The organism is Bradyrhizobium sp. AZCC 1693, from assembly GCF_036924745.1.
Classification (GTDB): domain Bacteria; phylum Pseudomonadota; class Alphaproteobacteria; order Rhizobiales; family Xanthobacteraceae; genus Bradyrhizobium.
In genome coordinates this window covers 6,318,859-6,344,236 of sequence record NZ_JAZHSD010000001.1, presented here as the reverse complement: position 1 = coordinate 6,344,236, position 25,378 = coordinate 6,318,859, and the positions used below count along the sequence as shown (strand labels likewise).

The window sequence follows — 25,378 nt, the reverse complement described above, 5'->3', positions numbered from 1 at the left end:
GCAGGACTTCTTAACTGGAGGACTTCGTGTCTTGACCTGGATCGAGCAGCCGGTGGAGGTGAACCACGAAGTAGCGCATGTGGGCGTTGTCCACGGTCTGCTGCGCCTTCGCCTTCCAGGCCGCGTGTGCGGATGCGTAATTGGGATACACGCCGACGATATCGACCTGGTCGAGATCCTTGAACGTGGTGTGTTCGAGATCGGTCAGCTCGCCGCCGATGACGAGGTGCAGCAATTGCTGCGGGGCACTATCTGACATGATGGTCTTTCCTAACGAGATGCCCGGCAAGCAGGAGCGATAGCTGATATCGCGGCGTGGACGGGATGAATTGTGGCACGGATTTCGACCGATTCAGGGCAGCGGACGATTTCGGAAATGCTCGACAATGCGCGCATGTCGATCCTGTCCCGCCGCCACCAGCACCCCGTGCACCACCTCCCGGCGATTATACTCAATCGCATCCCCCGAGAGTGCAGTCATTCTACCATTCGCTTCCTGCACGATCAAATTCGCCGCGGCAAGATCCCAGTCGCGGCTCTGACCGCCTGCAAAAGCGGCATCGAGGCTGCCGTCGGCAACCCGGCACAGCCGAAGCGCCAGCGATCCGATCCGCGGATGCAGCGTGATCTCATCCGGTGACGAACTCAGCCGCTGCACCAGCGGCTTCGGGCCGGCCATGCGGGAAAAATCGAGCTCCGTGCCGGCCGTCGCAGATACCGGCCTTTCGTTGCGCGTGGTGCCCTGGCCGCGGACCGCGAAGAAGAATTCATCGCTGGCGGGAGCGAACACCGCCGCCAGCACCGGCGAGGAGCCGGCGACCAGCGCCACGCTCACGCACCAGTCTTCGCGATGGGCGAGATAGGCGCGGGTGCCGTCGATCGGGTCGACGATCCAGACCAGTTCCTTGCCGAGACGGGAATCGTCGTCGACGCTCTCTTCCGACAGCCAGCCATAATCCGGCGTCGCCGCGCGCAGCCGCCGCTCGACGAGGTCGTTGACGGCGATGTCGGCCTCGGAGACCGGCGACGAGATGCCCTTGGTCCAGTTTTTCAGCTCGGTGCGGAATAGCGACAAGGCCAGCGCGCCGGCCTCGCGCACGGTGTCCCGCAACAGCGCGGCATCGCGCGCCCAGACAACGTCGGCGATATCAGCGTCCGCCAAGCGTCAGCCCCTCGATGCGCAGCGTCGGCGCGTTGACGCCGTAGCGGAATTCCAGGTCGTTGGCGGCAACGAGCGATTTGAACATTGGCAGCAGGTGACCCGCGATCGTAACCTCGCTGACGGGATAAGTGATCTCGCCGTTCTCGATCCAGAATCCGGAGGCGCCGCGGCTGTAATCGCCGGTCACCCCGTTGACGCCGGAGCCGATCAGGTCGGTTACGTAAAAACCCTGCTTGATGTCGGAGATCAGCTGCTTCGGCGTCATCTCGCCGGGCTCGAGGTGCAGATTATACGATCCCGGCGACGGCGAGGACGAGACGCCGCGGTGGGCATGCCCGGTCGTGACCAAGCCGAGTTCACGCGCGGTCGCGCAATCGAGCAGCCAGGTGGTCAACACCCCCTCGTCGATGAGCGCGAGCTTCTTCACTCTTACGCCCTCGGCGTCGAAGGTCTGCGACCGCAGGCCGCGCACCCGCAAGGGATCGTCGATGATGCGGATGTTCTTCGAAAACAGTTGCTCGCCCATCCGGTCTTTCAAAAAGCTGGTCTTGCGCGCGATCGAGGCGCCGTTGATGGCACCGACGAGATGGCCGACCAGCGATGCCGACACCCGCGGATCGTACACGACCGGCACCTTGCAGGTTTCGACCTTGCGCGGATTGGACCGCGCCACGGTGCGTTCGCCCGCCTTGCGGCCGACGCTTTCGGGCGAAGCGAGGTCGGAGGCGTGCGGCGCCGAGGTGAAATCGTAATCGCGCTCCATGCCGGTGCCTTCGCCCGATATCGCGGTCATCGAGACGCCGTGGCTGGAGCGCAGGTAGGAACCGTGGAAGCCCGTCGAGGTCACCAGCACCATGCCGCCGATGCCGCTCGAGGCGGACGCGCCGCCTGATTTGGTAACGCCCTTGACCGCAAGCCCCGCGGCTTCGGCCTCGCAGGCGCGGCGTTCGAGTTCGGCCGTCGAGGGAACTTCGCGGTCGAGCAGATCGAGATCGGCGAACTCGCGCGCCAGGAGCGACGGATCGGCGAGACCGACATATTTGTCGTCGGGCGCGACGCGGGCCATCGCGACCGCCCGCTCGGCGAGCTTTCCGATGCCATCACCGGAAATATCGTTGGTCGAGACCACGGCCTGGCGTTGTCCGACCAATACGCGCAATCCGACGTCATCGCCTTCGGAACGCTCGGACTCTTCAACCCGGCCATCGCGAACTTCGACGCCTTGCGAGACGCCGCGCACTGCAACCGCGTCCGCGGCGTCCGCGCCCGCGCGCTTGGCGGCCTCAACCAGTCGCTGCGCGAGCGTCGACAGCGCCGATTGGTCGAACAGGTCGGAAGTTGCGGAAGCCTGCGAAAGCGGCGAAGCGGTGGATGGTGAAGAGTTCACAAACAAAATCCCTGACAATTGAAGGGGGCTAGGGCGCAAATCGGCAGACCCACCAGATGTGCCTGATTCACAGGGATTTCAAGCATTTTGCGCCACCGAATACCAAACATTTTCGGCTTTGGTGCAAGGTCTCGTCAATCATGCGTGCCAAGGTCTTGTCAATCATGCGAGGAGATCCAGGGCAGGTGACCTCTCCTTAACCAGGCTTTTTAAGGCGAAACGGAAATCGCTCGGCTAAGGTCTCACGTATCGACCGGGAACATAATCCCGGCGGGGAGATGAGAGCCGTGAGGCGTCAAACAGCAATAAGCGGGATCAATCCCGCCGGGTCGAGCCGCGCACTGCGGCTCGACCCCCTTTCTCTGCCGCTCAGCTTCCATGCGCACGACACCCGCGCAGACGGCGGCGTGCGAAAAATCGAACTTCATCGCGAACGCGTGGTGCTGCACCGTGCCGTCAAGGGCATGCGGATGGCAATCAACGTCCGCGTCAGCGACTTTCTCGGCGTCGCGTTGCGCGGTCTCGACGACGACGCACAGATGCTGGTGCTGGCGCATCGCGATCCCTCGCTGAACATTCCCTTGTGCGTGAGCTCCGACCACGACGAGATCGCCACCGCCTGGCAGATGTGGAGCGACATCTTCGCGCTGCCGCTATTGGCGGAAGATGACCACAGCGAACCGGCCGCCCGCCGCCGCCGTCACAACGCGATCCGCGCCCGCCGCCCGAAATTTCTGGTCCGCCGCCGGGGCGGTAACCTGGTCAATACCGACACCGTTCACCGGGACGAGCGCGAGATCATCGCGCGGGATTAAGGGCCTGAAGCCTCGCCGCACAACGGTCGTCATGCCCCGCGAAGGCGAGGCATCCAGCACGCTGCGGCTTCTCGGTTCAATCGTTGACGTCTCTGGAATACTGGATCACCCGCCCCAGTGCGCAATTGCGCACAAGGCGGGTGATGACAGCTGAATGTGCGACAGCATTCTCCGGGCTACGCTCCGTCGTCATCCCGCGCGCATCACTGCATCAACCAGCAATCCGGCGAACAGCAGCAGCCCTGCATCGCGGTTGGAATAGAACAGGCGCCGGCATAGCGCGGGATCGCTGATGTCCAGCCGCCTGATCTGCCAGGCGAGATGCGCGGCGAACGCGATCAACCCGATCCATGCCGGCCAGCGCGCGCCGCCCAGCACCAGCGCCACGCCGATCAAGACCACCGCAAGCGAATAAAACACCGCGAGCGCGCGATGGGTGCGTGCGCCGAACAGGCGTGCGGTGGACTTGATGCCGATCAGCGCGTCGTCCTCGGCGTCCTGGTGGGCGTAGATCGTGTCGTAGCCGATCACCCAGGCGATCGAGCCGGCATAGAGCGCGAGCGCGGTAAGATCGATCCGCCCGAGCGTGACGGCAAATCCCATCAGCGCGCCCCATGAGAACGCCAGCCCCAGCACGACCTGCGGCCACCAGGTGATGCGCTTCATGAAGGGATAGACCGCGACGATGACGAGCGAGGCGATGCCGGTCATGATCGCGAAGCGGTTGAACTGCAGCAGCACCGCCAAGCCGATCAGCGCCTGCAGGACCAGGAAGGCAAACGCCTGCACCACGCTGATCTGTCCGGCCGGCAAGGGCCGCGACCGCGTCCGCTCGACGCGGGCGTCGAGATCGCGGTCGGTAATGTCGTTCCACGCGCACCCCGCCCCGCGCATGACGAAGGCGCCGATCAAGAACAGCACGATCACGAGCGGCAATTGCGAGACGTCGCGCGCGACGCCGGCGGCCAGCGCCGCCGACCACCAGCACGGCATCAGCAACAGCCACGAGCCGATCGGACGGTCGAAACGGGAGAGCCGCAGATAGGGCCGCGACCAGGACGGCGCGCGCGTATCGACCCAGTTGCCGGTGGCATCGGCAACGCGGGTGGTCGCGTCGCTCATCGGGCCGGGGTCATCGCTGGAGAACGTTGCCGTTCAGCGTATCGAAGGTGCTGCCGCCCTTCTTCACGGTTTGCGCCTCGGGCAGCGCCGCCGAAGAGCCAAGCACCTCGCTCAGGCTCGGACCGGCCGGCCCACGTGCCCGCGCCTGCTCCGCGACGGCACAGACCTGATTCTGCATCTTCTCGGTGTTCTTGTGGCCGTTCTTGAGCTGGTCGGCGATCTGCGGCGGGATTCCGCATTTGGCCGAATTGGTCTGGACATATGCGATCATCTTCATTTCGGCCTGGCCGAAATTTTTTATCAGCTTGCAGGCCTCGTCCGGCGGCGCCTTGCGGTCGCTCGCGGCCTTGATCAGCTTGCCGCGCTTCTCGGCCTCCTCGCGCAGGGGAACGAAACCTTTCATGCAGCCGTCTGCCCCACCGCTGGCCTGAGGCGGCGGCCCACTGAATCCGCTGGACACCGGGGCGGAACCTTGTGATGGGAACGGCGACGGGGCACCGACCGAGGCCGACGGCGCAGCGCCATTCACCGGCGGAAACGGCGAAGCATTTGCGGGTGCCGCGCTCTGGTTGGGCAATGGCGCCGGAAACGCGCCTTGCGCAAAGACGTGGCCCGCGTGAACGGTCACGACGGCAGCGGTCAGCGGCACAATCAGGCGGCGGATCATCAAGGGTGGTTCTCCGGCGAGGTCAGGCAGCCCGGGCGTCTTCCAAACGAAGCAGATTTGCAACGGGCATTTTTACGATTCCTGCCGACGCTTAACAACCCGTGGATTGGGGCAGCAGCACGGCGCATGGCCGCTGGAAAGCCAAAAATAGCCTCCGGATTCTAGCGCTTTAGGCTAAAAGCGCCCGGAAACGGAACATTACCATGCCTGACCTCGATTTTCGCGCCCCTCGCCTGTTCGTCGACGCTCCCCTGGGGCCGGGCGAAAAGGTCGCGCTGGAGCGCAACCAGAGCAATTACCTGGGCAATGTGCTGCGGCTCTCCGCCGGTGAATCGATCCTGGTGTTCAACGGCCGCGACGGCGAATGGCAGGCGCAGATCGAGGGCCGCAAGCGGCCCGACGGCCTGACGATCGTCGCGCGGACGCGGCCGCAGGATCGCCTGCCCGATATTGCCTATGTCTTTGCGCCGCTGAAGCACGCTCGCCTCGACTACATGGTGCAGAAGGCGGTCGAGATGGGAGCCTCAAGGCTGCAGCCGGTGCTGACGCGGCACACCCAGGTCTCGCGCGTCAACAGCGAGCGGATGCGCGCCAATGTGATCGAGGCCGCCGAACAATGCGGCATCCTGACCTTGGCTGAGGTTGCCGAGCCGGTTGCGCTGGACCGCTATCTCGACAAGCGTGAAACCAGCCGCCTGCTGGTGTTCTGCGACGAGGCGGCCGATATCGGCAATCCAATCGGGGCGCTGCAACAGGGGCTAACCGCAGCCGAGGGGATCGACGTCCTGATCGGACCGGAAGGCGGATTCGCCGAAGAGGAACGCGCGCTGCTGCTGCGGCAGCCCAGGACGCTGCGGCTGTCCTTGGGCCCCCGCATCCTGCGCGCGGATACCGCAGGCGTCGCCGCGCTGGCGCTGGTGCAGGCCGCGCTGGGCGACTGGCGGGAGCCGGGCCAGCCAACGGAAGACTAATCGTTAAGCCACCGCCCATTAATTCAGTTGGCCAATGCCTGTCGAAACGCCGCCCCGGCCATGCTAAGGCCTCCGCCAACGAGGCCCCCCGGAACCCCGGGGAACCCGAAAACCCTTGGAACCCGGTTTTCCCGGTATTTGGACGTGAAATGACCGCGACCGCCGCTATCAGAGGTGCTGCCGGATCCGCCGCCTGGGCGGATGCGCTGCTGTTGTCGTTTGCACAAGGCGGCTACGTGCAGGCCCACCCCGGCATCCTGCAGCCGGCGGAGCCGTTCCTCGACCTCTCCGGCGAGGACATCCGCAAGAGCCTTTACCTGACCACCGACGCCTCCGGCGAGGAGCTGTGCCTGCGCCCCGACCTCACCATTCCGGTGGCGCGCGACTATCTCGCCTCCGAGCGCGCCGGCCAGCCCGCAGGTTTCAGCTATCTCGGGCCGGTGTTTCGCTATCACGGCGGCCAGCCGAGCGAATTCCTGCAGGCCGGCATCGAATCCTTCGGCCGGCAGGACCGCGCCGCGGCGGATGCGGAAATGCTGGCGCTGGCATTGGAAGCCACCACCGCCTTCGGATTGAAGGACGTCGAAATCCGCACCGGCGACGTCGCGCTTTTCACCGCGCTGATCGACGCGCTCAATCTCTATCCGGTGTGGCGGCGGCGGCTGATCAAGGATTTCAACCGCAAGGTCAGCCTCACCGAGGACATCGAGCGGCTGACGCTCGCCACCGCGCCCGGCCGCAACGAATATGAGGGCGTGCTGGCGGCGCTCGCCGGCTCCGACCGCAAGGCGGCGCTGGCGCTGGTCACCGACCTGATGTCGATCGCCGGCACCACCAATGTCGGCGGTCGCACCGTGGCCGAAATCGCCGACCGCTTCCTTGAACAATCGACGCTGAAGGGCGGCGCGCTGCCGCGCGACGCGCTTGCCATCATCAAGCGCTTCCTCGCGATATCGGGCGACCCGGATGAATCGGTCGCGCAACTGCGTGCGCTCGCCACTGAGGCCAAGCTCGATCTCGCAGCCGCCATCGATCAGCTCGAAAGCCGCGTCGGCTTCATGGCCGCGCGCGGCATCGACACCAAGCTGACGCGGTTTTCCACCTCGTTCGGCCGCGGGCTCGATTACTACACCGGCTTCGAATTCGAGCTGCACGCCAAGGGAAATGGCAGGGGCAACGGCGTCGAGCCGCTGGTGGCGGGCGGACGCTATGATGGCCTGATGACGCAGCTCGGTTCGCCCACGCCAATCCCGGCGGTCGGCTTCTCGGTGTGGATCGAGGCGCTGACGCAACTCGGAAAACCCGTCTCGCAAGGGAGCGCCGCATGACCGCTCCCTTCGTTCTCGCCGTTCCCTCCAAGGGCCGCCTGCAGGAAAACGCGGAGGCGTTTTTCACGCGCGCAGGGCTCTCGCTGGCGAAGCCGCGCGGCGCGCGCGACTATCGCGGCACCATCACGGGCCTCGACAATGTCGAGATCGCCTATCTCTCCGCGAGCGAGATCGCTTTCCAGCTCTCACGCGGCATGGTGCATCTCGGCGTCACCGGCGAGGATCTGTTGCGCGAAAGCATTCCCGATGCCGACAAGCGCGTGCTGTTGATCGACAGCCTCGGCTTCGGCAGCGCCAATGTCGTGGTCGCGGTGCCGCAGGCCTGGATCGACGTCCGCACCATGGCCGATCTCGACGACGTCACCACCGGCTTCCGCGCCAAGCATAACCGGCGGATGCGGGTCGCGACCAAATACATCAATTTGACGCGCAACTTCTTCGCCGCCCACGGCGTGGTCGATTACCGCATCGTCGAGAGCGCCGGCGCCACCGAGGGCGCACCGGCCGTCGGCACCGCCGAAATGATCGTCGACATCACCACGACAGGCGCCACCCTTGCCGCCAATGGCCTCAAGGTGCTGGACGACGGCGTAATCCTGCGCAGCCAGGCCAACCTCGTGGCGTCCCGCGATGCCGACTGGTCGACTGATGCCCGCGAGACGGCGCGCGTCATCCTCGACCACATTGCTGCCCGCGCCCGCGCCAGCAAATACCGTGAGGTGCGAACACGCTTCGCCGGCTGCAACGATGCGCTGCTGGCGGAAGCGCATAACCGTTTTGGCGTGGTGGCGCCGTTCGGCGGGCCGACCTCGTCGGGCATGATTACGCTGCACTGCCCACCGATGCAGCTTTACGCGCTCGGCAGTTTTCTGCGCGAGCACGGCGCCGACACGGTGTCGATCGCCTCGCTCGACTATGTGCTCGACCGGGAAAACCCGTTATTTGCCAGGCTCGAGGCGTTCTTGCGGCAATAAACCTGCCGTTTCGTTCATCGTTGCGACAGGTGGCAGCAGATAACATATACGGTTGGATGATCTGGGACCTGATCGATGACGCTCGGCTCTGACGTTTCCCGCCTGTCGACGACCACGGCCAGCGCCGCGGCGCAAGGCCTGTCGATCGTTGTGCCGCTGTACAACGAGGCGGCGGGGCTCGCTCTGCTGCACGAGCGGCTGATCGGCCTCGCCCGGTCGCTCAAGGCGCGCTACGGCCTCGCCAGCGAAGTTGTCTATGTCGACGACGGCAGCGCCGATACCACGCTTGCGATTGCGCGCGGCCTTGCGGCTGATGCGCTCGACGTCCAGGTGGTGTCGCTGTCGCGCAATTTCGGCAAGGAAGCCGCCCTGATGGCGGGGCTCGACCATGCCCGCCGCGGCGCGGTGCTGTTCATGGACGGCGACGGCCAGCACCCACCGAGCCTGGTCGAAAAACTGGTCGCGCATTGGATCGATGACGGCTACGACGTCGTCTATACGGCAAAGGCACACCGCCACAATGAATCGTTCCTGCGCCGCCAGGCGGTGCACGGCTTCTACGCGCTGATCAACTGGGGCGCGCGGCAGAAGATCCCCGAGGACGCTGGCGATTTCCGCCTGCTGTCGCCGCGCGCCGCAGCAGCCCTGCGGCAACTTCCCGAACGCAACCGCTTCTTCAAGGGACTGGCGAGCTGGATCGGCTTCCGCCAAATCCGCGTCGATTACGAGCCGGCGCCGCGCGCGCACGGCGTCACGACTTTCAGCCCGGGCCGGCTGGTGGGACTGTCCATCGAGGGATTGACGTCGTTCTCGGTGGCGCCGCTGCGCTTTGCGAGCCTGTTCGGCGTGCTGCTTGCCGTCGGCGCCTTCCTGTTCGGCCTGACTATTCTCTGGGAGGTCTGGACCACCGGCAAGCAGGTCCCCGGCTATCCCTCGCTGGTGATCGGCCTGATGACGATCGGCGGCGTGCAGCTCATCATGATCGGCATCGTCGGCGAATATATCGGCAAGATCCTCTCCGAGCTGAAAGCGCGTCCGATCTACTTCGTCGCCGAGCATTCCGAAAAACGCGCCGATGGCGAGACGACGGCGAGCGCCGCTGAGCGGACCGCCGCCGAATGAACGACGCTGCGCTGCGCCGCATCTGGCTATGCGCCGACGATTACGGGCTGGCCGATGGCGTCAACCGCGCCATCCGCGATTTGATCTCGCGCGGCCGCCTCAACGCCACCTCGGTGATGGTGGTCGGCGCAGCGATCGGCCGCGCCGAGGTAGCCGCGTTGCAGGACACAGCAGCGAACAGCCCGCGCTGCGCGATCGGGCTGCACGCGACGCTGACCGCGCCGTTTCGTCCGCTGACAATGCACTTCCGGCCGCTCAATGGCGGCTTGTTCCTACCGTTTCCGAACCTCTTGCGCGCGGGCCTGCTGCGGCGGCTCGACCCTGAAATGATCGAAGACGAAGTTTTGGCCCAGCTCGCGGCGTTCAAGGAGCTGTTCGGCCGCGCGCCCGATTTCGTCGACGGCCACCAGCATGCGCAACTGTTTCCGCAGGTGCGCGACGCCTTCCTGCGCGCGGTGAAGGAAGCCGCGCCCGCCGCCTGGGTCCGCCAGGGCGGACGCCGCAAGCCGCCGGCCGGGCTGCTCGGCGCGCCGAAGGCGCTGGTGCTCGACGTCCTCAGCGCGCAATTCCGCAAGCGCGCCGCCCGTGCCGGCATCGCGTTCAATCCCGCCTTCGCCGGCGCCTATGATTTTTCGAAAGAACCCGATTTCGCCGTGCTGATGGATGAGTTCCTTGCCGAATTGCCGGATGGCGGGCTGGTGATGTGCCACCCTGGATTCGTCGACGAAACGCTCAGGGGTCTCGACCCCCTCACCACCCAGCGCGAGGCGGAACATGCGTATCTCGCAAGCGATCGATTCCCGGCATTGCTGGCGGCGAATAAAGTTACATTGAGCTGATAAGACTCGGCAAATCCCGGCGTTTTGTCGCATACCAAAATTTAATTCGGCCACCCACTATTTGCGACACAAAGCCCGCCCTACATCTTGCCCGCGCGTTGACGACGATGTGACGCGAGGGAGAGGGCCATGACACCGCAAGAACGCCAACTGATTGACGATCTTTTCGACCGCCTCACCAAGCTGGAGAACGCCCCGCGCGATGCGGACGCGATGTCAGCGATTATGCAGGGCCTGCGCAACGCGCCCAATGCGGTCTATGCGCTGGTGCAAACCGCGCTGGTGCAGGACGAAGCGCTGAAGCGCGCCGACATGCGCATCCAGGAATTGGAAGCGGCGGCGGGTCAGCAAAATCAATCCGGCGGCTTCCTCGATTCGATGCGTGACGCGATCTTCGGGCAGAACCAGCAGCATGGCCAAAACCAAGGCTCCGTGCCCAACGTTCGCGCGCCTGACATGGCCGGCAGCGGACGTCCGACCTGGAACACCGGACAGGTGCTACAGCAGAGCCAGCCGCCCGGACAATATGGGCAGCCGGCCTACGGCCAGCCTTATGGCGGCGCGCAGCAACAGCCGCCTGCGTTCGGCGGTGGCGGCTCGTTCCTCGGAACGGCGGCGGCAGCCGCGGCCGGCGTGGTCGGCGGATCGCTATTGGCCGGCAGCATCCGCTCGATGATGGGCGGCGGCGGCAACCACCAGGCGTTCGGCGACACGGCAGGCCGTAGCGGCGGTGTCGAAGACCGCAGGCCGTGGGGCGACCAGTCCGGCGGCGATCTGGCGCGCGATGCCGGGATCAACGACATCGGTTCGTCGAGCCGGCGCGCCGACAACAACGATAACGATTCCGGCTCGCGGCAGGGATTCTTCGATCAGGCCTCGCAGGATGATGATGACGACACGGACCACGATTCCGACGACTTCGACGGCGACGATGGCGATGGCGGCAGCGATTACGCATGAGTGGCGTCTGAGTTGAAAAAGACAAACGGCCGCCTCATCGGGCGGCCGTTTTGATTCCACCTTGCCGTCATCCCTGCGAACGCAGGGGACCCATACTCCGCGGCCGTAGTTGTAGAGCGCGTTGGTCGACGACCTTCTTCAGCGACGTAGATCGGTGGTTATGGGTCCCTGCGTTCGCAGGGACGACACCGTTTTCGTGACCATCCTGGAAAAATCAAATCACCACAACCCTGGCGCCGACGCCGACGCGGCCGTAGAGATCGATGACGTCTTCATTGCGCATCCGGATGCAGCCGGACGACACGTTGGTGCCGATGGTCCAGGGCTCGTTGGAGCCGTGGATGCGATAGAGCGACGAACCCAGATACATCGCCCGCGCGCCGAGCGGATTTTGCGGGCCGCCTTCCATGTACCTCGGCAGATCGGGGCGACGCGCCAGCATTTCCGGCGGCGGCGTCCAGGCCGGCCATTCCTTCTTGGCGGAGACGGTCTTGACGCCCGACCAGGTGAAGCCGGGCCGGCCGACGCCGACGCCGTAGCGCAGCGCCTTGCCGTCACCCTGCACCAGGAACAGGAACTTGTTCGGGGTGTCGATCACGATGGTGCCCGGGCTTTCCTTGCCGTGATACTCGACCACCTGCTTTTCGTATTTCGGATCGAGCGGATGCTGCGCGGGGTCGGCCATCTCCTCCTCCCGGCGCATCGACTGCGGATCCATCGGCGGCAGCAACGCGCGCCGCCCGCCATAGCCGTAATCGGGCTGCGGCTGATAGGCCGGCTGTTGCTGATAGCGCCCGCCCTGCGGCGCATCGCCGAACAGGAATTCGATGAAGCCGCCGCCCATGTTGGAGCGTTCGGCAGAAGCCATGCGCACCGGCGCCGGCTGGCCGGCGTAGACCACGGCGGGTTCGGTTATCTGCGAGGCGTCGATCGCACTGGCCTCACTGGCGAAGCAAAGGCAAGACGCGCTCGCGAGGAGCGCAAGGGAGATTTTTCCGGACATCGACGTACTCTGTACTGTTCGTCATTGCGGGTTCGCGGCAACGGCGCGACGAACGCCGTTGCATGCGATCAATACAAATCAAAACCTAATCGGTTTGGTAAACGTATCAGCCGTTTCGATTCACCATTTCGGCGATCGCGCGCGGATTTGTCAGGTAGCGTTTATTTTGCATGAACGCCGCCCCCTCATGGTTAATCGTTGGTGTGCGGCCGCGGGCAAACCGCTGTCACGACCTGTTCCGGCGTGAACCTCACGTTAAATCGCATCGGTTTAGAACACACACGGAAGTGAAGGGGTGGGAAAAACTCATGTCGGTCAATCGCAAACGTTTTCGTATTGAACAAGCCCTTCTGGGCGACGCGCCAATTGTCATGCCTGCCGTCGAAGGCGGCGAGATCGGTCCGATGCATCGTGAGATCATGGCCGAGTTGCGCGCGATCCGCGTACAGATGGCGGGCTTCGGCCACACCCCCGCCGCTTCGACCGAGCAGTCGGAGATCACGCGCGAGATTGCCGAATCGCACGCGTTGCTGGAAACCTATCGCGCCCAGATCGAGCAGTGCGCGAAGCTCAAGGTCGAGCTTGACCTTATTCACGACGCCATCAACCGTACCAAGCGCGAAATCGCCACGCTGCACGGCAAGAGCTTTGACGGCCAGGAAATGGCCAAGGTCAATGGCGAGCTCGGCGCCGTCGTCGGCGGCACCGAACAGGCCACCCAGCAGATTCTCGAGGCCGTCGAGGCGATCGACCAGGCCGCCACCGCATTGTCCAAGAACATCTCGCCCGACCAGCAAAAGCTGCTCAGCGAGGAAATCCAGGAACGCGTCGTCGCGATCTTCGAGGCCTGCAATTTCCAGGACTTGACGGGCCAGCGCATCAGCAAGGTGATGAGCACGATGAAGTTCATCGAGCAGCACATCAATGCGATGATGGACATCTGGGGCGGCGTCGACGCCATCAAGGCGCACGCCCCGCCGATCGTCGATACCCGCGAAGGCGACGCCAAGCTGCTGAACGGCCCGAAGCTGGACGGCGACGACGGTCACGCCTCGCAGAACGACATCGACGCCCTGTTCGATTGATCGAACTGGTTAACGCAGAATAAACAGAAACGCCGGCAAGACGCCGGCGTTTTTTTGTTTGGGTCGCCCGTCCTCCACTGTCATCGTCCGCCTTGTGCGCAATTGCGCACTGGGGCGGACGATCCAGTATTCCAGAGACGTCAGCGATTCAGCGGAGAAGCCGCGGCGTACTGGATGCCCCTTGGGCTCACGACACAAGTGCAACACCTGCTAGGGTGTTGTGGCGATGGGACAATGTTATGGCCAGCTCAGCCTTGAAGAGCGCGTTGAGATTTACCGCCTGCATGCAGGCGGTAAATCTCAAAACGAAATTGCGTCTGCGCTCGACCGGGCGCCATCGACGATCAGCCGGGAGCTGCGGCGCAATTCCCGGCCTACCAAGGTCTGGGCCGGGGGCTACGAGCCTGTCCGGGCTCAGCAATTGGCCGAGCGTCGGCGACGGTGGGATGGCCGCTTCAAGCTGGCGCGCCAGCCGGACCTGCGAAACCGCGTGGGCAAACGCCTTGCGATGGGACATTCCCCAGAGCAGATCGCTGGCCGGCTGGCGCTGGAACATGGTCGCGTCATCATCAGCCATGAGTCAATCTATCGTTTCATCTATCATCGTGCCGCTCAGAAGGATTGCTGGCACCGCCTGCTGCCGCGCCGCAAACGAAGACGAGGGCACCGTCCAGGACGCAGCCCCGCCAGCCTCATCAAACAACGGCGCTCGATCACCGAACGCCCCGCCGAGGTCGAAGGCCGCGGGACACCGGGCCATTGGGAAGCCGACTTCATGCTGTTCGCCCGATGTGGCCAAGGGTTGCTTGTTCTCCACGAACGGCAAACCCGCTTCAACATGGTTCACCGACCACTCGATCGAAAAGCTGTCCGCACCGCTCGGACCATCGGCCGTCAACTCGGCAAACTTCCCCAAGCAATGCGCAAAACCGTCAGCTTCGACAACGGGAACGAATTCGCCGAGCATCACAGGCTTCACCAAACCCTCGGCGTCCAGACCTTCTTCTGCGATCCCCATAGTCCCTGGCAAAAAGGCGGCGTGGAAAACTCCATCGGGCGCTTACGACGCCTGCTGCCCCGCAAAACTGACCTCAAACTCATCACGGCAGCCGACCTCAAGCGGCACGTTCAGCGCCTCAACGATACCCCACGCAAATGCCTGGACTTCAAGACGCCCGCCGAGGCATTCTCCGCACTCAAATCAATCGTTGCACTTCAAACGTGACTCCATCCCCCGCCTTCGCGGGGCATGACGGCAAGGGAATGCAGTTTGCCTCACGCCCGCGGCGCGCAGCGGACATAGACCATGTTGCCGTAACGGACCGAAGCATCCTTGTCGATGAAGCGGGTAATCAGCACGCGACCGTCGAACGAGACGATCTCGCGGTCCTGCTCACCGGGCGTCGGGCCGGGCGGACCGATATAGTTCTTGCCGCTCGGGCTGCCCTTGAGGCGCAGTTCCTGCGGGGTGGCCTGGTCGGCCAGATGCATGACAACACCGCCAGAGGTGCCGGCGCCGATCACATAGGGCTGCTTGCACTGCCCGCGCGCCGCCGCTTCGGTGCGGGCGCGGTCGTTGGGATTCTGGAACGAGGCGAGGCCCCAGCGGCCGACGATCTCGTCGGAGCGGATGGTGGCCGGCATATCGGGCGCCACGCCGGGTTCGGCCTCGGGCGCCGAACTGGACGACAGCGACGGCAGACTCATGCTGTTGCACGCCGCCAGCAAGATCGTGAGCGCCGATGCGATCGCCAGATTGGCAACCGTACGCGCGTTACGTGAGCTGATCATCGTATTCCCCCGAGCAAATTCCTTGGCAAATCCTTGGCCGCTCCCGTCAAGCAGCCAACCGCAAAAAGCCTGTCGGAGCAATGACGTCCGTTAAAATTACGCCGCTGCGCCGATTTGGCTTCCGTGGGACCATCCTATATTGGCCTCAAGAAGGCCTTACCCCCCCTTGTTTGCTTGACAGGATCAGCGCCAAGCCATATTCCCCGGCCCCACGTTTAGCACTCAAATACAACGATTGCTAAGGTCGTGCTGTCCCGCCCGGGACGGCGTCGAATAGCCGGCATTATCAGCCATTTTCGTGGCACAGACCTGAAACCACGCCTTCCACGGAACTTCAAGAGGAGACGTCATGGCCAAATCCAAATTCCGTCCGCTGCACGACCGCGTCGTCGTCAAGCGCATCGATGCCGAAGAGAAGACCAAGGGCGGCATCATCATTCCCGACAGCGCCAAGGAAAAGCCGTCGCAGGGCGAAGTCACCGCCGTGGGCCCGGGCGGCCGCGACGAGGCCGGCAAGCTGATTCCGATCGACCTCAAGGTCGGCGACCGCGTGCTGTTCGGCAAATGGTCGGGCACCGAAGTCAAGCTCGACGGCGAGGAACTCCTGATCATGAAGGAGTCCGACATCATGGGCGTGCTGGCTTAAGCCGAACGTTCGCCGCCGCCCACCGCCGTCGGCGCAGTCACTTCTTCCCTTCTCCCATCGAAGTCGGATTTATCCGACTTCGACAAGTTAAGATGCCCAACTCGGGTAAACCCGAGTTGGGGTGGGAGAAGGTGGCGCGCAAAGCGCGCCGGATGAGGGGTCTCCATCCGCGGAGACAGACCCCTCACCCGTCTCGAATGAGCTATCGCTCATTCGATCCACCCTCTCCCACAAGGGGAGAGGGGAAGAAGACCCGACGATGACAGGCGGCAAGCAACCGTATCCATTCATTCAGGAGTCCAAACAATGGCTGCCAAAGACGTTAAATTTTCCGGCGATGCCCGCGACCGCATGCTGCGCGGCGTCGACGTTCTCGCCAACGCGGTGAAGGTGACGCTCGGTCCGAAGGGCCGCAACGTCGTGATCGAAAAGAGTTTTGGCGCACCCCGCATCACCAAGGACGGCGTCACCGTCGCCAAGGAAATCGAGCTTGAGGACAAGTTCGAGAACATGGGTGCGCAGATGCTGCGCGAAGTCGCCTCGAAGACCAACGACACCGCCGGCGACGGCACCACCACGGCGACCGTGCTGGCGCAGGCGATCGTGCGCGAAGGCGCCAAGGCGGTTGCCGCCGGCATGAACCCGATGGACCTCAAGCGCGGCATCGACATCGCGGTCCACGCCGTCGTCAAGGATCTCGAGAAGCGCGCCAAGCCGGTCGCCGCCTCCTCCGAGGTCGCCCAGGTCGGCACCATCTCGGCCAATGGCGACACCGCCATCGGCAAGATGATCGCCCAGGCGATGCAGAAGGTCGGCAATGAAGGCGTCATCACGGTCGAGGAGAACAAGTCGCTCGATACCGAAGTCGACATCGTCGAGGGCATGAAGTTCGACCGCGGCTATCTGTCGCCCTACTTCATCACCAACGCCGAGAAGATGACCGCCGAGCTGGAGGACGTCTACGTGCTCTTGCACGAGAAGAAGCTCTCGGGCCTGCAGTCGATGCTGCCGGTGCTGGAAGCCGTGGTGCAGTCCGGCCGCCCGCTTTTGATCATCGCCGAGGACGTCGAGGGCGAGGCACTGGCGACGCTGGTGGTCAACCGCCTGCGCGGCGGCCTGAAGGTCGCCGCCGTCAAGGCGCCGGGCTTCGGCGATCGCCGCAAGGCCATGCTGGAAGACATCGCGATCCTGACCGGCGGTCAGCTGATCTCGGATGAACTCGGCATGAAGCTCGAAAGCGTCACCATCAACATGCTCGGCCGCGCCGGCAAGGTGGTGATCGACAAGGAGAACACCACGATCGTCAAGGGCGCCGGCAAGAAGAAGGATATTGAAGCCCGCGTCACGCAGATCAAGGCGCAGATCGAGGAAACCACCTCGGACTACGACCGCGAGAAGCTGCAGGAGCGTCTGGCCAAGCTCGCCGGCGGTGTCGCGGTGATCCGCGTCGGCGGCGCGACCGAAGTCGAGGTCAAGGAGAAGAAGGACCGCGTCGAGGACGCCCTCAACGCGACCCGTGCAGCCGTCCAGGAAGGCATCGTGCCGGGCGGCGGCGTGGCGCTGCTGCGCGCCAAGAAGGCCGTCGGCCGCATCAACAACGACAATTCCGACGTCCAGGCCGGCATCAATATCGTGCTGAAGGCGCTGGAAGCTCCGGTTCGCCAGATCTCGGAAAACGCCGGTGTCGAAGGCTCGATCGTGGTCGGCAAGATCCTGGAGAACAAGTCCGAGACCTTCGGCTTCGACGCCCAGACCGAGGAATATGTCGACATGGTCGACAAGGGCATCATCGACCCGGCCAAGGTGGTTCGTACCGCGCTGCAGGACGCTTCGTCGGTCGCGGGCCTCTTGGTGACCACCGAAGCCATGGTCGCCGAACTGCCGAGGGAACCGGCCCCGCCGATGCCCGGCGGTGGCGGCGGCATGGGTGGAATGGGCGGCATGGGCTTCTAAAGCCCGGCTTTTTCCGATCAATCCATCGAAGGCCGCCTCCGGGCGGCCTTCTTTTTTGGCTTTTTGGCGATAGTGCGGACCCGATCAGTTCAGAAGGCGCGCTTGGCTCGAAAACGCGGCCGGGGTTTGCTACTTACGACCCCTGCCGATTCCATCGTTTCAGGGAATTTCATATGCGCGCGCGCTTCCTTCTCCTGCTCGGTCTCGTCACGATCTCCCCGAGCCTTGCTTTCGCCCAGATGAAACTTCCGTCCAAGACGGCGCCCGGCGCCATCGAGACGCGCTATTTCACGGCCATCGACGGCCTGATGGACGGCAACGCCGATGTCATCCTGAAGGAAACCCGGCAGGGCAAGACCGTCACCGCGGCCACGCTCGACGTCTGCTATCCCGCCGCAAAGGGCGCCGACCGCAAGGATCGCTTCGTCGCCAACCTCGCCGTCAACGGCCAGAGCCTGACCGGCACCACACAGAGCCTTGGTGACAAGCTGCCGGTCACCGTCAAGCTGGCGCGCAAGCCAACCGGCGACACGTTCGAATTCCGCGGCCAGATCACGATCGGCCAGGCCGTCACGGAGGTGACCTCGACCGACAATTCCGATCTCAGCGAGAAGGAATTTTTGGACAACCAGACCAGCGACGACGGTATCACCCCGGCGCCAAAGGATTTTACCGACGTTTCGCCCGAGGCGTTCGGCGTACGGGTCAAGCTCGACGCCGCGCTGGATTTCCTCAAAAGCCTGAAGGGCGAAGCCGTCGAGGTCGGGCTCTCGAGCCTTTCGATCTCCTGCGATGCGCTGCGCGCCGGCGAGCAGACCATCAACCTCACGGCCGATCCGGAGCGCACTGCTGCACTGATCGCGAAGGCCAGATCGATGCCAGGCGTGGTCGCGGCGGGATGGACCAGCGGCAGCGTTGAGATGGACCGCACCATCCGTTTTGCGGCGGCCGAATGGCGCGACGGCGACAAGATCAACAAGGACAAGATCGCTTCCGCAACGTCGGGCGTGCTGGCCAAAACGCTTGCCGCCAAGGCGGCGGGCACCGAGTGGAACGCCAATACCGGAAAACTGAAACTGACCTTCAAGCGGCCGAGCCCGGTCTATCCACCGCTCGCGCTGACCGAAAGTATCGAAGTCACCGCGCTGGTCTCGCCGGACAAACCGGGCGCGTCTGACCGGCTGATGCTGTGGATCTCGAGCCCGGTGATCACGACCGCGGATGAAGGCACAGGCCCCAAGCTGAACCTGTCGGAAGAATCCACCGGCGACGAGGAAGGCGGCGAGCCGAAGGATGACAATGGCTCCGTCGAGGCGCTGGCAAAAGAGTTCAAGGGCCAGCGCTGGGACGCCGACAAGTCGGTGTGGAAGTAGGGCGGCGGACCCAATCGTCGTTCCGGGCCTGAGCTTGCCGCACTCCCGAGCATGCTTCGACAAGAGCATGCTTCGACTGAGTTCAATCATGCCGGTCGGCCATATTCTCGTTTGAGCACCATCTTTTCGGAAAACCGGCTTTCCGTTTTTTCCGGATCAGGCTCCAGTTCGCGCAATCGCTCGTGGCTGCCTCCGTCGCGTAGCATCCGTATGGATATTTGCGAAAAACAAGCGTACGCTACCTGCGGGGGAATTGCTACCACATGCTACTTCACATAGCTTTGGTCTCCATCACCAGGGAAGTCACACTGGCGCAATTGGCGCCGGTAGCTGCCGCCATTCAAAAGCAGGTCTCGCGCGATTTCGGTCCGATGTGGAATATCGAGGCCACCGTCGATGCCTTCGACAAATTGGAAGATGTCCCCGTTGGTTATTGGCACGTGCTGCTGCAAGACGAGTTGCCAAGCGGTGCCGCGGGTCTGCATAAGCGCGATGACAACAAGCAACCCTTCGCCCTGGTAGCCTTGACCACGAACTGGCCCGTATTCATGAGCCACGAAGTGCTCGAAATGCTGGTTGACCCGCAGGGAACGCTCACGCGCGCGGGCGATTCGCTGAAATCCGGCCAGGGTCGAGTCGAGTACCTGATTGAGGTGTGCGATCCCTGCCAGGCCTCGAAATTCGCCTATTCCGTGAATTCCGTCATGGTCTCCGACTTCTATACGCCGCAGTATTTCGACCCGGTGAAGAGCAGTGGCGTCCGCTACAGCTATTCGGGGCGGGTGCGCGGCCCCCGCGAGGTGTTGGATGGCGGATACCTGTCGTGGTTCGATCCACAGACCCGCCGCCTGTTTCAACTCGAGGTCGACGGAAGGAAAAAGACCATCGCCGACAGGGGCGAGGTCCCGTTCGCAGTCGAAAGTCTGCGCGCATTTTCCGACAGAGTTTCGTCCGATCGGCGCGATTCCGTGATCAAGGGCGGTTCGCGAGCCGGACTGCGGTTGAACGCCGCAACCGACTTCCGCAAGACAGTTCGCGTCGAAGAGCCGAAACTGACAGCGGTCGACCATGCCCGGGTTGCGAATGCCGACAATCTGTGGGCGCAACTCAAGAAAATCGCCGAAGCAAACTGAAATCCTGCAGCCAGGAAGAGGATATCGGAATGAAACGCCGCCTCTTGATTACCGCCTTGGTTACCGTGCCGTTGTTCGTGACGTCACCCGTAGTCGCACTGGAGGACACCCCGGTTTTCGGCAAAGTGACGACGACCAGGAAAACCGCCCTCAAGACCGCGCCGAACGCGCAGGCGGCTGCGGCAACGACGGTGGCCGCCAACACAGACTTGCGCTGGGTGATGGGCGGTCGCAAAGGAAAGTACGTGCGCGTCATGATTCCGAAGGGCCCGAGCGGCTGGGTGCTGGAGGCGGACGTCAGGAAGGTCGCCGAAGCGGATCTGGCCAGCATTGCGCTCGAGGGTAGCGCTCAGCCATGCGTCAGTCCGGAGACCTTGAACGCCTGTACCACGACCAAGCCGACCGGCTGTTCGGCAGCCGGCAGCGCTCACGGCCTGGCCAACCGATTGAAGAGAACCGCTCCACCACCGGGAACGCCAATCACGCTGACGTTCGACACCTTCTCGCAGTTGCAGAGCGCAGCCGTGGACCTGGTGGACCAAGGCGTCGAGATTCCGCCCGCGGAGAGGGACCAGATCAAGAGCATCGAGACAACCGAGGGCACAGTGGGCGAAGGATCGCGCGTGCGCCTGGTCGCGTTTCTGTCGGAGGGCACGCCGCACGCCAACTCCGGCGAATCGGTGAACTGCAACCTCAAACGCCAAGCCAACAACGACATTCACATATCGGTGACGGAGAAAAAAGACGGCAGCGAGTTTGAGGGAGTTGTTGTCGAGATGATCCCGCAGAACCGGCCCGCGAACTGGACATCGAGCAAACTCGACCAGTTGCACGGGAAGGTGCTCTTGATCGAAGGCGGTCTGTTCTACGACAATCTTCACTTCGCCAACGGAGACGAGAATAATCCAATGCAGGGCCAGCCCAAGCGCTTCTCGCTGTGGGAAATTCATCCGGTCACGTCACTGAAGGTGTGCAAGAAGACGAAGGTCAGCCAGTGCGATCCGGACCGAGCCTCCGATTGGAAGGCTTTTTAGCTTTAGCCACGACTTTCTTATCAACCGCCGCCTGGGTCTGCCCCCTTATTCGTATTGACGCGAAATCGCAGCGCCTTTCGCACCGACGAACGGCGCGGAATCCCCTGCCGTTATGGCGCATGGTTCGACGCAAATGACCCAAGACGGACATCTCTCCTGTCTACCGGGCATCGTTTTGCGACAGTCCGCTTGATTGTTAAGATTCGATTCAGCTTAGAGGCACATCATCGGTTCGTCGAAATCTGGGTCACGCCATGCAAGACCGCGAGCCGAGTACCTTTGAGATTTGGTCGGGGAATATGGTTGGCGGCCAGCGGCCGGAGCAACCCGCGAGCCCCTGGAATTTCTTCAAGCCTGATCGCGACGAAGTATTGATGGTGCGGGAGCCATTTGGCGATCGAGCACGCACCGCCTTGCTGGTCGCTGCAGCAGTGCTGGCAAGCTTTGGGCTGGGATGGGCCGGCGGCCTGAACTGGCCCCAATTCGCAAGCGAGCTCGGTCTTGTCGAAGTTGCGCAAAAAGAAACGCCCTCGCCGCGAATTTCTGAAGCCCGATCGAGCGGCAAGATGGAAGGCATTCGAAAGACGGCATCCGCGTCCGACTCGCCCGCCATTGTCGGAAGCATTCCCAAGCCATCCGCCGTGTTGCCGGGCGGTGCACGCCCGTCTGCGAGCCCGGCCTCCCAGGCAAATGCAAGCCCTTCCGCCGCGGCGATCGCAATGCGTCAGCCCCTGGTGGCGGCGCCGGAAACCAAGCCGGCAACGATTCCCGGCTGGACGGTTGTCGATGTCAGGGACGGCACTGCCGTGCTCGAAGGTCCTGACGGAATTCGGATGGCCGCACGCGGCGACACAATTCCCGGACTGGGACGCGTGGAGTCCATCGTGCGCTGGGGCAACCGCTGGGTCATTGCCACCGCCAGCGGATTGATTGCGACGCAGTAAACGAGCGAGAGCGCCCTCCCCTGCAGATGGTCAATGCATCGCGTCCTCAGGGCTGAAGAAGCTTGGTCATGAACAGGCTGAGCGGGTCGTAGGTATAGGTCCCGAACGGCGGGCAGTCTTGATAGCCAGACGCGCGATAGAGTCCGACCGCCTCAGGTTGTTTTATGCCCGTCTCCAGACTGATACGGCTGATGTGCTTTTGCCGCGCAGCATCTTCCAGTGCATGGAGCAAGCGTCGACCTAACCCGGCGCCCCGGGCTTCCGCACGCACGAACATGCGCTTTATTTCGGCGTGTCCAGGCGCGATGATCCGAAATGCGATCGATCCGAGAAGTTCTCCGTTACGGCGCGCGGCGAGAAAGACCGCGTCGGGTGCTGCGAGTGCATCCACGTCCACGGCGTGATTGCTCTCGGATGGATACAGCGCCTGCAGGTATGCGCCTGATTCGGCGAAGATGCGCCTCACGTCCGCCTGCCTCGGATCTTCGGGCCCTATGCGGATCTCAGGCTTACTCATCTTCGGCCCTTTTGCAGACGAGTGCTAGTTCGTATTGATACGAAACCGCAGCGTCTTCGCGCCGACGAACGACACGAAATCGCCCTGACGCTTCCAGGTGCCCGCTTCCGTCAGCGCCGCGATCAACTCGTCATCGGCCTGCGCCCGGTCCGGCGGACAGGGCCGGTTTTCCATCGCGCCGGCGACAAAGATCACGGTATTGCCCGCCACCGAAAACTGGCCCTTGCCGCCCTTGCACCAGAGTTCGAGCACCACCTCGCCGGCATCGCCGATCTCCAGATTGGGGATCCGCTTGGATCCGGGCTGGCGGTTCACGTCGAGCTGCATTTCCGTCCCGAACGGAAAGCCGTCATCGGCGAAAGCCGGGCTGACATGCAACGCGGCGGTCATCAGCAAGACCAAAGCGACACCCGGCCGAAACAAGCTCGCGAACGAAATCATGCAACCTCTCGAAATACTAGACCCCACCGCCGCGCGCTGTTCTATTGAACAAGTCCGCCATTGGCTAGACCGGTTCGAAGCACAAAGGTCGCACCGGCAAAAAAATCCCCGCGGCGGGCTGCGGGGATCGTTGGCTGACCGTCGATGGCGTCTATTTCAGCACCAGCATCGTGAACGGATAGACGTAGGCCTGCAGCGTCACCAGCACGCCGACGAGGCAGGCCAGCACGATCGAATGCAGAAACACGTAACGCAGGATCGAGCCTTCATGGCCGTACCAGTTGGTTGCGGTCGAGGCGACGACGATCGATTGCGCGTCGATCATCTTGCCCATGACGCCGCCGGAAGAGTTGGCGGCGGCCATCAGCACCGGCGACAGGCCGAGCTGCTCGGAAGTGATCCTTTGCAGATTGCCGAACAGCACGTTGGAAGCGGTATCCGATCCTGTCAACGCCACGCCGAGCCAGCCGAGCAGCGTGCCGAAGAAGGGATACAGCACGCCGGTGGCGGCAAAGGCGAGGCCGAGCGTTGCGTCGACGCCGGAGAGCCGCGTCAACGTGCCGATCGCGAGCATCGCGGAGATCGTGATCAGCGAGATCGCGCACAGCCTGATGGTGCGGCCATATTCTCCGATCATCTTCGCGGGCGAGAAGCCCATCAGCAGGCCGGCGATGATGGCGGCGATCAGCATGCCCGTCCCGGTGAAGGACAGATAGGTGAAGTCGAACAGCGCGGCCTCGGGCGTCGGCTTGGCGGCGACCGGCGGCATCTTGTTGATCATGTTGTGCAGCTCGGGCACCTGATATTTCCAGACGAAGATCGAATTCGCCCAGTTCTTGAATGCGCCACTGCCCCAGACCAGCATCACGACGCAGACGATGATCCACGGCAGCAGCGCGCTCCAGAGCTGCGCCTGGCTGAGCTTGGCCGTATCCAGCGGCTTGGCGGGCGCCATGGTCGCAGCCGATTCATCTTTTCCGCGCAGCGCCGGCGACAGCCAGAGCTCGCGGGGGTGCTACACCTTGAGAAACAGGATCAGGCAGCCCATCGAGATCAGCGAGGCGCCGATATCGACGATCCAGGGATTGATGTAGTTCGAGATCACGAATTGCGGAACGGCGAACGAGACGCCGGTGACGAGAATGGCGGGCCAGATCGTGATCATGCCGCGCCAGCCGGCGAACGCCCAGATCAGCCAGAACGGCACGATCAGCGAGAAGAACGGCAATTGCCGGCCGACCATCGCGCCGAGGACGTAGGGATCGAGGCCGGTCACCGACGCCAGCCCCTGGATCGGCGTGCCGAGCGCGCCATAGGCGACGGGCGCGGTGTTGGCGATCAGCGACAGGCCTGACGCCGCCAGCGGCGAGAAGCCGAGCCCGATCAGGACGGCGCCGGTGATCGCGACCGGCGTGCCGAAGCCCGATGCGCCTTCGAAGAACGCGCCGAATGCGAACGCGATCAAAAGCAGCTGCAGCCGGCGATCGGTGGTGACGCCGCCGATCGCCCGCTGCAGCAGCTCGAACCGGCCGGTCTCGACCGTGATGCGGTAGAGAAAGATGACGTTGAGCACGATCCAACCGATCGGAAAGAAGCCGATCACGACGCCAAGCAGCGAGGCGCGGATCGACATGTTGGCAGGCATGGTGAAGATGGCGATCGTGATAATATTGGCGACGATCAGCGCGATGATGGCCGCGAGATGCGCCTTGACCTTGCCGCTGGCGATCAGCACCAGCAGCGTGACCACAGGCACGGCGGCGGCGATCGTCGACAGCGCGGCGTTGCCAAGCGGATTATAGATTTGATCCCACATTGCGGTTTCTCCCGGCATTGTTATTCAGTGCGGCCGCCGGCGTGGAGGGCCGGCCACGTGTTGAGCGATTGGGGGAACAGCCTTGCAAAGGCGAGGTTGGGTGCTTGGCCTCGCCAACGCTCACAACCTCGCGAAGTTCGATGGCTGCCGCGCCCCTCGCCGTTCCGGCCATGCTAGGCTCTCAGCAGTGGCTGCGACAAGCTGCCGCAGGCTAGAATTCACATAAACCTTGGTCGCACGCTTGTAATTCTTCCATCCCTTCAAGGCCTTGTGGGCCTTCCTCCGGAGACGGTGA

Annotated in this window: 24 protein-coding genes and 1 pseudogene; 15 read left to right on the top strand and 10 right to left on the bottom strand. The window is 63.5% G+C overall.

Going from position 1 to position 25,378, the window contains the following annotated elements; all coding sequences use genetic code 11:
* Positions 1 to 10: 10 nt before the first annotated feature.
* The 3 genes from V1293_RS30095 to V1293_RS30085 all read right to left on the bottom strand — a co-directional run bounded on the left by V1293_RS30095 (position 11) and on the right by V1293_RS30085 (position 2,549).
* Positions 11 to 259 carry a DUF4170 domain-containing protein gene (locus tag V1293_RS30095; RefSeq protein WP_334514639.1) on the bottom strand — a complete coding sequence of 83 codons (249 nt, stop codon included), beginning with the start codon at positions 257 to 259 and terminating at the stop codon, positions 11 to 13.
* 93 nt (positions 260 to 352) lie between these two features.
* Positions 353 to 1,162 carry an inositol monophosphatase family protein gene (locus V1293_RS30090; protein WP_334514638.1) on the bottom strand — a complete coding sequence of 270 codons (810 nt, stop codon included), beginning with the start codon at positions 1,160 to 1,162 and terminating at the stop codon, positions 353 to 355.
* Positions 1,149 to 2,549 carry a TldD/PmbA family protein gene (locus V1293_RS30085; protein WP_334514635.1) on the bottom strand — a complete coding sequence of 467 codons (1,401 nt, stop codon included), beginning with the start codon at positions 2,547 to 2,549 and terminating at the stop codon, positions 1,149 to 1,151. Before V1293_RS30085 ends, V1293_RS30090 begins: the two co-directional genes overlap by 14 nt.
* 287 nt (positions 2,550 to 2,836) lie before the next feature.
* On the opposite strand from V1293_RS30085, the gene V1293_RS30080 reads away from it, so the two are divergent.
* Positions 2,837 to 3,364 (top strand): DUF6101 family protein, encoded by a 528-nt coding sequence (locus V1293_RS30080; RefSeq protein WP_334514633.1) that lies wholly within the window; start codon positions 2,837 to 2,839, stop codon positions 3,362 to 3,364.
* Positions 3,365 to 3,553: 189 nt separating this feature from the next.
* Here the strand turns inward: V1293_RS30080 and ubiA are convergent, their stop codons facing one another.
* Positions 3,554 to 4,486: a 4-hydroxybenzoate octaprenyltransferase gene (gene ubiA, locus V1293_RS30075; RefSeq protein WP_334514630.1), complete on the bottom strand. Its 933-nt coding sequence runs from the start codon at positions 4,484 to 4,486 to the stop codon at positions 3,554 to 3,556.
* 10 nt (positions 4,487 to 4,496) lie between these two features.
* The gene (locus V1293_RS30070) at positions 4,497 to 5,153 is read right to left on the bottom strand and encodes a hypothetical protein (protein WP_334514629.1); all 657 of its coding nucleotides are present in this window, start codon (positions 5,151 to 5,153) and stop codon (positions 4,497 to 4,499) included.
* Positions 5,154 to 5,356: 203 nt separating this feature from the next.
* Between V1293_RS30070 and V1293_RS30065 the strand changes: the two genes are divergently transcribed.
* The 6 genes from V1293_RS30065 to V1293_RS30040 all read left to right on the top strand — a co-directional run bounded on the left by V1293_RS30065 (position 5,357) and on the right by V1293_RS30040 (position 11,347).
* Positions 5,357 to 6,124 carry a 16S rRNA (uracil(1498)-N(3))-methyltransferase gene (locus V1293_RS30065; RefSeq protein ID WP_334514627.1) on the top strand — a complete coding sequence of 256 codons (768 nt, stop codon included), beginning with the start codon at positions 5,357 to 5,359 and terminating at the stop codon, positions 6,122 to 6,124.
* Positions 6,125 to 6,273: 149 nt separating this feature from the next.
* Positions 6,274 to 7,452, top strand: a complete 1,179-nt coding sequence (locus V1293_RS30060) for an ATP phosphoribosyltransferase regulatory subunit (protein WP_334514626.1) — start codon at positions 6,274 to 6,276, stop codon at positions 7,450 to 7,452.
* Positions 7,449 to 8,426, top strand: coding sequence for an ATP phosphoribosyltransferase (hisG, locus tag V1293_RS30055; RefSeq protein WP_334514622.1), 978 nt, complete (start codon positions 7,449 to 7,451; stop codon positions 8,424 to 8,426). Before V1293_RS30060 ends, hisG begins: the two co-directional genes overlap by 4 nt.
* A gap of 75 nt (positions 8,427 to 8,501) precedes the next feature.
* Positions 8,502 to 9,548, top strand: a complete 1,047-nt coding sequence (locus V1293_RS30050; protein ID WP_334514619.1) for a glycosyltransferase family 2 protein — start codon at positions 8,502 to 8,504, stop codon at positions 9,546 to 9,548.
* Entirely contained in the window at positions 9,545 to 10,387 is an 843-nt protein-coding gene (locus V1293_RS30045) for a ChbG/HpnK family deacetylase (RefSeq protein WP_334514618.1), read from the top strand. The genes V1293_RS30050 and V1293_RS30045 overlap by 4 nt, the downstream gene beginning before the upstream one ends.
* Before the next feature lie 129 nt (positions 10,388 to 10,516).
* Positions 10,517 to 11,347 (top strand): DUF2076 domain-containing protein, encoded by an 831-nt coding sequence (locus tag V1293_RS30040; protein WP_334514616.1) that lies wholly within the window; start codon positions 10,517 to 10,519, stop codon positions 11,345 to 11,347.
* 214 nt (positions 11,348 to 11,561) lie between these two features.
* On the opposite strand, the gene V1293_RS30035 is transcribed toward V1293_RS30040, so the two are convergent.
* Positions 11,562 to 12,350, bottom strand: a complete 789-nt coding sequence (locus V1293_RS30035; protein WP_334514614.1) for a L,D-transpeptidase — start codon at positions 12,348 to 12,350, stop codon at positions 11,562 to 11,564.
* A gap of 308 nt (positions 12,351 to 12,658) precedes the next feature.
* Here V1293_RS30035 and V1293_RS30030 point away from each other — a divergent pair, with 308 nt between their 5' ends.
* On the top strand, positions 12,659 to 13,435 hold the full coding sequence (locus V1293_RS30030; RefSeq protein WP_334514612.1) for a protein phosphatase CheZ: 777 nt from the start codon (positions 12,659 to 12,661) through the stop codon (positions 13,433 to 13,435).
* 226 nt (positions 13,436 to 13,661) lie between these two features.
* Positions 13,662 to 14,660 carry an IS30 family transposase gene (locus V1293_RS30025; RefSeq protein ID WP_334513204.1) on the top strand — a complete coding sequence of 333 codons (999 nt, stop codon included), beginning with the start codon at positions 13,662 to 13,664 and terminating at the stop codon, positions 14,658 to 14,660.
* Positions 14,661 to 14,710: 50 nt separating this feature from the next.
* Here the strand turns inward: V1293_RS30025 and V1293_RS30020 are convergent, their stop codons facing one another.
* Positions 14,711 to 15,226: a hypothetical protein gene (locus tag V1293_RS30020; RefSeq protein WP_334514610.1), complete on the bottom strand. Its 516-nt coding sequence runs from the start codon at positions 15,224 to 15,226 to the stop codon at positions 14,711 to 14,713.
* Positions 15,227 to 15,575: 349 nt separating this feature from the next.
* Between V1293_RS30020 and V1293_RS30015 the strand changes: the two genes are divergently transcribed.
* The 6 genes from V1293_RS30015 (at position 15,576) to V1293_RS29990 (ending at position 22,309) form a co-directional block, all read left to right on the top strand.
* Entirely contained in the window at positions 15,576 to 15,872 is a 297-nt protein-coding gene (locus V1293_RS30015) for a co-chaperone GroES (RefSeq protein ID WP_334514608.1), read from the top strand.
* A gap of 306 nt (positions 15,873 to 16,178) precedes the next feature.
* Complete coding sequence (gene groL / locus V1293_RS30010; RefSeq protein WP_334514606.1) at positions 16,179 to 17,825, top strand: chaperonin GroEL; 1,647 nt, start codon at positions 16,179 to 16,181, stop codon at positions 17,823 to 17,825.
* 173 nt (positions 17,826 to 17,998) lie between these two features.
* Positions 17,999 to 19,198 carry a hypothetical protein gene (locus V1293_RS30005; protein WP_334514604.1) on the top strand — a complete coding sequence of 400 codons (1,200 nt, stop codon included), beginning with the start codon at positions 17,999 to 18,001 and terminating at the stop codon, positions 19,196 to 19,198.
* Between the two features lie 263 nt (positions 19,199 to 19,461).
* On the top strand, positions 19,462 to 20,331 hold the full coding sequence (locus V1293_RS30000) for a hypothetical protein (protein ID WP_334514602.1): 870 nt from the start codon (positions 19,462 to 19,464) through the stop codon (positions 20,329 to 20,331).
* A 29-nt stretch (positions 20,332 to 20,360) separates the two neighbouring features.
* Positions 20,361 to 21,365 carry a hypothetical protein gene (locus tag V1293_RS29995; protein WP_334514600.1) on the top strand — a complete coding sequence of 335 codons (1,005 nt, stop codon included), beginning with the start codon at positions 20,361 to 20,363 and terminating at the stop codon, positions 21,363 to 21,365.
* Between the two features lie 719 nt (positions 21,366 to 22,084).
* A complete protein-coding gene (locus tag V1293_RS29990) occupies positions 22,085 to 22,309 on the top strand; it encodes a hypothetical protein (RefSeq protein WP_334514598.1) in 225 nt (74 codons plus the stop codon).
* Positions 22,310 to 22,355: 46 nt separating this feature from the next.
* Here the strand turns inward: V1293_RS29990 and V1293_RS29985 are convergent, their stop codons facing one another.
* The 3 genes and pseudogenes from V1293_RS29985 to V1293_RS29975 all read right to left on the bottom strand — a co-directional run bounded on the left by V1293_RS29985 (position 22,356) and on the right by V1293_RS29975 (position 25,083).
* On the bottom strand, positions 22,356 to 22,826 hold the full coding sequence (locus V1293_RS29985; RefSeq protein WP_334514596.1) for a GNAT family N-acetyltransferase: 471 nt from the start codon (positions 22,824 to 22,826) through the stop codon (positions 22,356 to 22,358).
* Between the two features lie 24 nt (positions 22,827 to 22,850).
* Positions 22,851 to 23,267 carry an META domain-containing protein gene (locus V1293_RS29980; protein WP_442894300.1) on the bottom strand — a complete coding sequence of 139 codons (417 nt, stop codon included), beginning with the start codon at positions 23,265 to 23,267 and terminating at the stop codon, positions 22,851 to 22,853.
* Between the two features lie 151 nt (positions 23,268 to 23,418).
* Positions 23,419 to 25,083: pseudogene (locus V1293_RS29975) on the bottom strand (L-lactate permease).
* Positions 25,084 to 25,378 lie beyond the last annotated feature (295 nt).

Coding starts and splice junctions, on each gene's coding strand:
- V1293_RS30095 (WP_334514639.1), bottom strand. CDS start 259: ATGTCAGATAGTGCCCCGCAGCAATTGCTGCACCTCGTCATCGGCGGC.
- V1293_RS30005 (WP_334514604.1), top strand. CDS start 17,999: ATGCGCGCGCGCTTCCTTCTCCTGCTCGGTCTCGTCACGATCTCCCCG.
- V1293_RS30040 (WP_334514616.1), top strand. CDS start 10,517: ATGACACCGCAAGAACGCCAACTGATTGACGATCTTTTCGACCGCCTC.
- V1293_RS29980 (WP_442894300.1), bottom strand. CDS start 23,267: ATGATTTCGTTCGCGAGCTTGTTTCGGCCGGGTGTCGCTTTGGTCTTG.
- ubiA (WP_334514630.1), bottom strand. CDS start 4,486: ATGAGCGACGCGACCACCCGCGTTGCCGATGCCACCGGCAACTGGGTC.
- V1293_RS29995 (WP_334514600.1), top strand. CDS start 20,361: ATGAAACGCCGCCTCTTGATTACCGCCTTGGTTACCGTGCCGTTGTTC.
- V1293_RS30050 (WP_334514619.1), top strand. CDS start 8,502: ATGACGCTCGGCTCTGACGTTTCCCGCCTGTCGACGACCACGGCCAGC.
- V1293_RS29990 (WP_334514598.1), top strand. CDS start 22,085: ATGCGTCAGCCCCTGGTGGCGGCGCCGGAAACCAAGCCGGCAACGATT.
- hisG (WP_334514622.1), top strand. CDS start 7,449: ATGACCGCTCCCTTCGTTCTCGCCGTTCCCTCCAAGGGCCGCCTGCAG.
- V1293_RS30065 (WP_334514627.1), top strand. CDS start 5,357: ATGCCTGACCTCGATTTTCGCGCCCCTCGCCTGTTCGTCGACGCTCCC.
- V1293_RS30020 (WP_334514610.1), bottom strand. CDS start 15,226: ATGATCAGCTCACGTAACGCGCGTACGGTTGCCAATCTGGCGATCGCA.
- V1293_RS29985 (WP_334514596.1), bottom strand. CDS start 22,826: ATGAGTAAGCCTGAGATCCGCATAGGGCCCGAAGATCCGAGGCAGGCG.
- V1293_RS30000 (WP_334514602.1), top strand. CDS start 19,462: ATGCTACTTCACATAGCTTTGGTCTCCATCACCAGGGAAGTCACACTG.
- V1293_RS30025 (WP_334513204.1), top strand. CDS start 13,662: ATGGGACAATGTTATGGCCAGCTCAGCCTTGAAGAGCGCGTTGAGATT.
- V1293_RS30030 (WP_334514612.1), top strand. CDS start 12,659: ATGTCGGTCAATCGCAAACGTTTTCGTATTGAACAAGCCCTTCTGGGC.
- V1293_RS30035 (WP_334514614.1), bottom strand. CDS start 12,350: ATGTCCGGAAAAATCTCCCTTGCGCTCCTCGCGAGCGCGTCTTGCCTT.
- V1293_RS30045 (WP_334514618.1), top strand. CDS start 9,545: ATGAACGACGCTGCGCTGCGCCGCATCTGGCTATGCGCCGACGATTAC.
- groL (WP_334514606.1), top strand. CDS start 16,179: ATGGCTGCCAAAGACGTTAAATTTTCCGGCGATGCCCGCGACCGCATG.
- V1293_RS30060 (WP_334514626.1), top strand. CDS start 6,274: ATGACCGCGACCGCCGCTATCAGAGGTGCTGCCGGATCCGCCGCCTGG.
- V1293_RS30015 (WP_334514608.1), top strand. CDS start 15,576: ATGGCCAAATCCAAATTCCGTCCGCTGCACGACCGCGTCGTCGTCAAG.
- V1293_RS30070 (WP_334514629.1), bottom strand. CDS start 5,153: ATGATCCGCCGCCTGATTGTGCCGCTGACCGCTGCCGTCGTGACCGTT.